At 41.0% G+C, this 9,268-nt stretch carries 7 protein-coding genes; all 7 read right to left on the bottom strand.

Translation table 11 applies throughout. The annotated features are described in order from the left end of the window. The coding region (locus tag AAW12_RS00135; protein ID WP_231585170.1) for a DUF6443 domain-containing protein at positions 1-835 on the bottom strand (835 nt) is incomplete at its 3' end. Positions 836-913: 78 nt separating this feature from the next. Further along, complete coding sequence (locus AAW12_RS00140; RefSeq protein WP_156167480.1) at positions 914-4,342, bottom strand: hypothetical protein; 3,429 nt, start codon at positions 4,340-4,342, stop codon at positions 914-916. A 24-nt stretch (positions 4,343-4,366) separates the two neighbouring features. After that, on the bottom strand, positions 4,367-5,416 hold the full coding sequence (locus AAW12_RS25265; RefSeq protein ID WP_084823027.1) for a tail fiber protein: 1,050 nt from the start codon (positions 5,414-5,416) through the stop codon (positions 4,367-4,369). 472 nt (positions 5,417-5,888) lie between these two features. Beyond that, complete coding sequence (locus tag AAW12_RS25975) at positions 5,889-6,020, bottom strand: heavy metal-binding domain-containing protein (protein WP_084823028.1); 132 nt, start codon at positions 6,018-6,020, stop codon at positions 5,889-5,891. A 306-nt stretch (positions 6,021-6,326) separates the two neighbouring features. Then, complete coding sequence (locus AAW12_RS26140) at positions 6,327-6,491, bottom strand: hypothetical protein (protein WP_156167481.1); 165 nt, start codon at positions 6,489-6,491, stop codon at positions 6,327-6,329. 16 nt (positions 6,492-6,507) lie between these two features. Continuing rightward, positions 6,508-7,383, bottom strand: coding sequence for an ankyrin repeat domain-containing protein (locus tag AAW12_RS00155; protein ID WP_046671602.1), 876 nt, complete (start codon positions 7,381-7,383; stop codon positions 6,508-6,510). A 3-nt stretch (positions 7,384-7,386) separates the two neighbouring features. Next, positions 7,387-9,268 (bottom strand): RHS repeat domain-containing protein (locus AAW12_RS00160; RefSeq protein WP_046671603.1); only part of this gene is annotated, 1,882 nt, incomplete at its 5' end.

The following is a 9,268-nucleotide window of genomic DNA, read 5'->3' on the forward strand; positions in this document are numbered from 1 at the left end:
CCCACACGCGCTTGAGCACGACATGCCCCTCGAAATCCTTATATTCCTCCACCGTACCGCCCTTTCCGTTTGCCGATACCCAGTTCTCATCTTTGATCACCGTTTTATAGAGTTTGCCGGCAGTATAATAACCTGCTGTGGCTCCGGTACTGTTGACTGTCCACAGCCGCACATCATTGGTCCCGTTCGTCCCATAATCGCTTACCACCGTGCGGCCGGAATCGGTACTGGCGGTTACGTTGTTGCGGATCGCAACTGGCTGCCAGGGAATCCCTGGTGCACCCTGCTGCTGCACACGGTTCAGCGGGCTGTTCTCAAAAACAGTAATAGCATAGGGCTTCGGCGTCTTCACAGCTGCCTCATCCCAGCCTACCCCATCTTTGTAAAAATCCGACTGTGTCGATTTTGCTGAAGCCCGGAAACTACCGTTGCCTGACTTCTCGCCATAGGGCAAATATTTCGTCGACTCACGACCAAACCCGTCATATTCAATATGCTGGACAATATCCTTATACGTTGGACTGGCCATCAGCTGCACCGTTTGGCTAGGCCTTCCTAGACCATCAAAGTACTGGATGCTCTGATTCTCATCTCCGATCGTCCGTTGGGCATTCAGGGTAGCCTGTGTAACTCCGGGGCTACGGAAAGTCCTCGTCAGGACATAGTTCTGGCTGGCAGTAGGGGTGCTCACAATATTCTGAAAGCCGGCAATACTGATCGTAATGGTCTTCCCTGCCGCCGGGGCAGGGATATAAAAGCCATTCTGGAGTGTAATACTCTTGAGCGCCTGGATATCCGTCTGGTTGCTATAGGAACTCAGTGTAAGATTGTCCACGAGCGTCTGCCCTTGTACCGCCCCAGCCCCGACTAATGATAGTAGTATTAAAAAGTTATTTTTCATGATTGGATAGGCTTAATTGGAACGATAATGGTAATCGATGGATCTGTTTACATTGTTAAGGTGGTCCAGGATCGCCTGAAGTCGTTGCATACCGTCGTACGTATAGGTTTCCTTTATACCACGGGCATCCGTCTTGCTGGTCATACCAACGAGCGGTTTATAGGTGAAGCTGGTCACCATGGCTTTGGGAATGTCTGTGCGTAATTTATCAGCGGCATTTTTGATCAGGGTCTCCATCGTCGCCTCTGTCTGGCTAATACTATTCAGGTTGTCAATAGCTGCCTGCGTAAGTGCTGTTGCAACTTCTGCATAAGTCGCATTTTTGATTTCTAAAACTGGATACTGATTATTATAGCCCCAGAGGTAAACCGTGACAGGCAATTCTTTCACCTTCAGCTCTAGTGGATTTCCGGACGTATTGTATTGTAAAAATGAATAAGCAGGTTTATATCGCGCATCCGCACCATAACTGGCAGATAATCCTTCGGTTGGCAATACACCAAGAACTCGGTTGCTAAACTTAAAAGAGGCCAGCGAGATTGGCACATCCGTTTCCAAAATATCCTTTCTTTCCAACAGACCATTCCCCGCAGAACGATATATATTAAGCTCGCCCTCTTTCAAAAAATAAGAACTTTGTTTCTTCACTGCGGTAATACGTTCAATGGGATTGATCAATATATTATTTGCTATCAAGTTGGCGATCGAAGTATTTCCTCCCTGAAAATCTTTTGGATAGGTATAGAAAGTAGCCGTACTATCACCATTACTTTGATTCTGGAACATGGCTAGAGGTTGCAGGTGCACTTTACTGTAGATATATCTATTATTGACTTCGACATTTGTCGACGGTGCTTGATTGTAAACCGTCTTTGTACTTTCCTTGAGATGTAGGTAGCCTGTTTTATAATCAAATTTATTATAGTAGTAATTACTTGTACCATTCAATACCTCAATATAAAAATCTATCTTATAACCCCTTACATTCGTATTTTCCAGATAATAATCATATGTATTTATTTCCTTCTCCAATAATTGATTACTCGCGGAATAAATTGACTTGCTAAGCAAACGGCCTCTAAGCCAATCCCTGTTATCTACAGGTGGATTGGGTAAAAGATTATATGGAGGCATAAACCCACTATAGTCAACTGCTGGGGTAAAAAACACATCATCGTTTGTATTTGCATTAATATAACTATAATCCACCCTACCCAATGCAGTAAGATCCACGGATTTTGTCCATTCTTCAACATTTGAATACGCCACATAACTTCCTGATGTAGTCCGTAAACCGATCACCGGATCAAAGGTTAGCACCTTATACTTGGATATGGACGAACCGCTAGATGATGCTTCTTTGGAATAAGAAAATTCGGGTGCATTTAACAGAACACCACTTACACCCCCATCAGGATCTCGATATTTGTATTCTTTCAAAACATATTGGCCAATTAAAGGGTCATAAATTTTCTGTTCTTTAATACGAACCCCACCGACGATATTTCCTGTTGGGCCAGAAGAATTCAATGTTTTTGTATACGCCTTATAGCCTGTAACAGATGCAGTCATAAACGTATTATAATAGGGGTTTTGAGGCGATTGAACAGTTGCACTTAATGAGGGGCTTATATAGAGCCGGTAAATACCTGCGTCGAGATTAATTAAACCACCATAGTCATTCATAAAAGTCTGCACAGTACGATTACGTCCTACATCAAAAAGATAAAAATAAATACCATATACATTGGGCATATTTTGAATGGTAATTGTATAATTGTTACGTTCAGGCAACACAAATTCTCTATAGTAATTCTTAACCATCTGTCCGTCTTTTTGCACCAGGACATAAGGATAACCACCATCGTCCGGATCTTCATAAACAATTTTCCCATATAATGAATGTGCAAAAGAAACAGATGCGCCAATACTAACCATTTCGGTAAAAGTAACAGGCAATTTGGGACTTGCAGCTATACTGTTGGACTCGTAGCTAAATTCAGTTACTCCGCCCATAGGATTAATTATTTTAGAAAGCAATCCCTGTATTGCGTACTCCGTATTAACATGTCTATCGTACCAAAAAAAATCGACTAAACCGGCATCTTGGGCAGACTGCTGCGCAATAATCTTAGGTTCAGTATTACCATTATAATAGCCCCAAAAATCAATACTCCTTGAACTTCGGTTAGGGAGGCCAAAATTATGTATATACTCAAATCGGTGTCCATTATCCATAAATTGGCCTGTTTCACTTCTCTCACGCACAGATTCCAAAACCAGTCGCCTTGACATAGTAGCAGAAGGTGCAAGGCTCGTATTTGTCAAGAAATTTGTTTCGCCTGTCAAAGGATAATCTGAACGGTTCTTTAGATTAGGTCCATCGAGATAGAGATAATTTAGCTGAAAAGATTTAATAAGTGTACTGCCTTGAAAAATCTGAACCTCTTCGAGTGCAAAATCACCGACGAGATCTGCACGGGACGTACTGTTATACTTAAACAACACCTTTCCGCCTCTAAATGATATGCTTGAGATGCGTTTTGTTTTTATCACATTTCGCGAGTACGATTCAATTGACGGTGGAAGAGGATCTTCACTACCCATAGTTTTAGCATTTATCGTTTCTGTTGGGGCAAGATCATAAGAAACGGGAACTTCTTCATAGGTATAATTTACCTGATCACCGACAGGTGTAGTAATTTTAGAGAGATGCCAGCTATTGATAGCAACAGAGCCACTGCCTGTCGTATTAAAGTTGACCAATCGATTGCCAGTTACTTCCCCCATTTCAGCATCATTAAAGTTGTATAAATTACCCCTATCGTCTTTTATGGACCAGGTCGATATCAATGTCGCAGGACTCACCACTGATGAACTATAAAAAAGTTCAGGTCCTTTAATAAACTGATAATTCGTTTTCGGGATACTTACGAGATTACCGGACCTATCAAAATTAAATCGGCCGGAACCACCCGGAAAGGAAAAATAAAAGTTATCAGGCTCCCCATCTGTAGATCCTGTCCCCATAGTATGTTTCTGAACTTCATTATAACTAGAAAACGATTCAAAATAAGTTGAGTACAGATAACCCACTGTTGGAGTTTCATCGGGAAGGCCGACCGTACTTCGCGACACAACACCACCAGTCGTTAGATTCCAACCCAATCCACAATTGGAGGCGATCTCCGAAACCTTTATTCCCCCACCCTTATAATCCAAGGAAATAGGAATCTCTAGTTCCCCTACTTTTATCGTATAGAGTGGAATACTCACATTAACCATACCTGAATATAGATTAACAGGAGTTTCTTTATATTGGACAAAATTCGATACCGTTGGACTTGGTCCAATGATCTGTTTTGGCATACTCGGCGATTGGCCAAAACACCAACTCATAGCAAGCGATAGCGACGAAATGATAAATAGTTTCTTTTTCATTATTTGAATCTTTTTTCTCACGGTCTATTTGGCGATCTTTATTATCTTAATTTCTTTATCCTGTTCCTGAACAGTTTTATTTAATTGAATCACCTGCAACGTCAACTCCTCTATTTTCTTCAACAGAATCTTATTCATCTCACCCAAGGAAATACCGTTTGCTGCAACCTCGCTTGCTTTAGGAACATCGGGCAAATGGCCGTTCTTTTGAATAAATTTTTCGGTTTCGGCCAATGTAGGTAGTTTATAATCCTCTTCGAAAACATAGTCGGCCCAGCCCGAGGTCTCCACTTTGATCTCTTGGCTGCGGATCTTGCCTTTCACAGCTAGATCATAATCTCCGGGTGTTTGGGTTTTGACACCAACTTTTCCTGAAAAGTAGAAGTCTCCGGCTCCCACAGGGTTGTTTAAGAGAGAACTTATCGTGGGCTCATTTCCGTTGACTTCCTCTATCCGAGGGCCATAAAAATACTGACGATCATCGGTATTGTTGTCGTAATATAGGTACGACCGATGGCGAGTGATTGTATTCGTCGCTGCAAACTTAAAGTCTGTCAGACCAATAACTTTCTGACCTGTAACGCCATCGTATATTGCACCATAATTTACGGTAGAGGGGTCATTTGAACCATGTACATAACCTACCAGAAGATACCAGCGATCAAGTTCAGGGAGATTTCCATACCAAAAATAGGGGTTATTGTTTATCGTTCCAGCAAGTGTATTCACACCTGGGGCACAGCCCAAATAGGCCGTTCCACTTTTAGAATTTGTTCTTTTCATCCAAACCGAAAAACGGTAGGTCTTCTGATTATTGATCGGAATATCCACTGAGTTCCAGCCCCCGTCCGCATTCCCATCTCCGCTGGGAGCCCCTTTCCATAGGATAACCTGTGTACCCAAAGGACCCACCCCCCACTCACGTTCGTTCTCACTGGTCAGACCATTTGCAGTGAGGCCTGAAGTTCCACCAGATCCGGTTACCCAATCATTGAGGTTGAGCAGATTTTGTGCATGGCTTCCCATGGCGCATACACTAAAGGCAAATAGAAATGCCGACTTTAACTTATTCATAGCTAATAAACTGGTTAATAAAATATATCAGTAATAAAAATACAATAGGAATCTTTAAGAAGCTATTTTTGTTGCATCTATAGACCTGGTTAGCATTCTTTTTATGGTTACTTGAATTTAAAAATTTCTGCTATTTATTCATAGCGTTATTTAATATATTTTTTCCTTCTGGTTATATCGCATCGCTATTAAACTTTGCATAGCAACCACGTGTTCCTTAACCAAAAATTGATTTGCCATATTTCTTTAATTTAAATGATATAGGCAAAAGTATGGATGTAGCAGGCCCTATCTTAGAAAAACAAGAGATTTATAAGCGGTAGCTGGGAGATACCGAAAAGCACAGCACAATAGAGCCTCCCTTGACAGTCAGCAAGGGAGGCTTTATCAGTTAGCGGTTAATAATATTCTACTGGTTTTTTCTCGCTCACTCCTCATTTCGGACAATGCCGTCTCTGATTTTTCGAGACGTTCAATCACTTGTTTCATAGCTCGCCCCTACATCATTAAAGACAGTGGTGCCGACGACAACATTGGCAGCTATTAGATCATTATATCGTGAAATATCCCCCCCTTCGATGGAATTGGTCGTGGTTAATATCATGGCATTATACTTTTCAATCGGGCAAGGTTAACACCCAAGTCTGATAATAATGAATCTTTAATTTTCTCCCACAAAGATTCTTCGTCAATAAAAATCAAATAATTCAATTTTTCAACGTTTAGCCCCAATTTATTAATGAGATAATTTGCAACTTTTTTAGGAGAAATTTGGCTTCGATAAAAATCCCTCAGATTATCAAGAGGTTCCCACCTACTTCTATTCAAAGACAGGTCAATTTGGTTCAAATAGGTATATAAAAATACTGCAAAAGAATATTTAATTTTCAACTTTCTAATTCTGTTATATTTACCATTTCCACCAATTCTTATTAAAAACCGGGTTAGTTCCTTTCAGATCTAAGGGAGCGCCTCCAGTTACAATACGACCAGGATTTCCGGTCCCACCCATACAACCCGGGATTGGCCCGTCCTCCACACTCCATCGTCCGATTTCGGCGTCATAAAACCTCACCCAGTAGTCATATTAACTAATAACTTTTTAGAACCTCTTGCCAATTCTCCGGATAATCTTTTTTGAGCTTTTCTTCAATAAAATCAGGGACTGGTTCCTTCGCGTAATCCAATCCTTTAGTTTTTAAAAAGGATATGACATTTCTCTTCTGGCGGTATTCTTTTTTATCCAAATCAACTATTTCTCTTCTAAGTGCTCCCAAAATGTAGATTGAATCTCCTTGCACCGTCCTATACATGATTCGCTTATAATCTGCTCCTTGTTCAAGTAAATATTGTGCTATATCAAACTGTTGATGGCTTATTGCATCTGATAATGGTAAATGCGGATAATAAGTATACCAAGAATTATAAAAATTAACATCGGCTCCCGCATTAACTAAGAGTTTAACTTTATTTAGATTATTACCTGAGATATATGTAATTGCTATATTTAATGGCGTTTCCCTTCCATTGTCACTATCTGTAATCGGCTTATTCTCAACAACATTAGGGTTACCATGGTACTTTATCAAAAGCTCTAGATATTTAGGGTCTGAATTTGCTGCGGCATCATGCATCGCTGTAGATCCTCGATATCTGTCTGCGATATTGGGATCAGCTTTCAAAGCTAATAATGTTTTTGCACTCTGATAATCGTTATTATTAATCGCGAGCATCAATAAAGTTTTGCCAAATTTAGGCTCTTGGTAATTGACGGGCTGCCTATCTTCGTTAGCTAGTTTTTTCACTAAATTAATATTCTCATCTTCCACTGCCTTTGCCAAATCCCAACTAGGCGAACCTTGGAAAAGCCGATAGTCATTACCAAGAAGTTTCTCTTTATCGATCTTATCATCCCTATTATGACAACCACAAAGTGTAAAAGTTAATATTACTATAAAAATTCTCATAATCTAAAATTTAAATTGAGAAGGAGTGATGGAATTTCTCAATCCGCTATTTATTTGTTGACCTACCGTAGGTTTTATCAGAGCCTCTATCACAGAGTTAATACTATGACCATTAAATATGCCACTAAAACTTCGAGGTTGAAGAAAATGCTTATTTCCCCCAGCCGTTGGTATTGCGCTTATCTTTTGAAGAGCATTTAACGGATCTGTCCTCATAATATATGCATCTGTATTAGATTTCTTTAAGGTACCACTTGTTAGTGGACTTACCCCCGCCGCATTGAAAGTTATTGCCTTATCTCCAGTATGTAATGAATTGTTTTCCGCCAAACCACCGCCTAAAGAGTGACCAGTGAAAGTTAATTCAGCACTTCCTATAATTTTTTTCAAAGCATCTACAGTTTTAATTGATTGAGTATATTGAGAAGACATCCCTAATGGTTGTAAAACATCATGTTTAGCATCCTTAAAATCATCCATCTCTGTGCCAGCTGTAGCATATACATATTCTGTTTTCCCATCCACAGTTCTCTCATATACATTAGACTTAAAACCACTTTTTTCATTATTTAACTGTAAACCTCCTCCTGCTTTAGAAACCTGCCATCCGCCAATAAGGTCACCTGGATCTTTCTTATCTCCATATACGTGTTTAGAAATCATGGCAGCCTCTAAGGGAGTTGGTTCCTCTAACATCCCGTCCGGATCAATAAATCGCAATGGATTATCATAAGCATAACGATATGGAGACCAACGTCTGTTCACTTCTGCCTTAGGGTCAATAACATTCCATCTACCTATCTCAGCGTCATAGAACCTCGCCCCATAATCCAGCTGCCCTTCTAGAACATAAGAACCTCCCAAGGTATGCGTACCACCATTTAGGTCAGTCTGCATCTCCTTGCCATTATAAAGATACTTATTATTGATACTCGTTGCAATAGATTTCGTCTTACCAAATGGATAGTAATCCTGTTTCTGCATCACTGTGGCAACAGGTGCTGTAGCTGTACCATCTTTCTTGAGTACAACCCTTACATTGCCTAAATGATCTGTCAGGTTATAATAGTAACTGTAAGTCCCCGAACTGTTCAGCAGGAATCCATCCTCGGTAGCGACACGTTCGATCACAGGATTTGCCCCACTTGCTTTGCTGTATTCAATCCCACCGATATAGTCCTGCTCGGTTGTGATACCGCCAACAGTAGACTTTCGGTTCAGCTTAGCGCCAGATGCATCGTAGGTGTAGACAATGCTCTTACCTGTACCCGTCACTGTTTTTGGCAGGTTCAGGTAATTATAGCTTAGGGCCATCCCTGTACGGTCCTTCGTCGCATTTCCGTTAAGGTCATAAGTAAATGAGCCGGTTACGCCTCCCGAGAGACTTTCCAGCCTGTTGCTCTTATTGGTATTGTTATAGTTGTAGGTAATCGCTGTACCATTGTCACGGACAAGCATTTTGATATTACCCATATCATCGTATGTCAAGGCCTCACTCATCACTGTACCGTTACTTACCCCACTCTTCAACCGGTTTAATGCATCATAAGTGTAGGTAAATGTGCTGTTTGTTGTAGCAACATAGCCCCACAGCTGCTGCGCGATATTGCCATTATACTGGGCGTTACCCAGCACCGTTGTACCATTGACATTATAGTTCAGCTGGGAGGTGAACTGCGCCGAGCTTGCCTTAGTCTGCCAACCCCGTTCATTATAGGCATAACCGATATTGGTCATAAAGTTGCCACCACCGTTCTCGCTATGCAGTGATTTGGTCTTCAGCTGCCCGATCTCATTGTAGGCAAGCCTGCTCTGGATCACTTCATCCTGTCCATTGACTTTCTTCTTGGTCTGTACCAGCCTACCCACATGGTCATATTCATTG

Source organism: Sphingobacterium sp. Ag1, from assembly GCF_000988325.1.
In the GTDB taxonomy this organism is placed as follows: Bacteria; Bacteroidota; Bacteroidia; order Sphingobacteriales; family Sphingobacteriaceae; genus Sphingobacterium.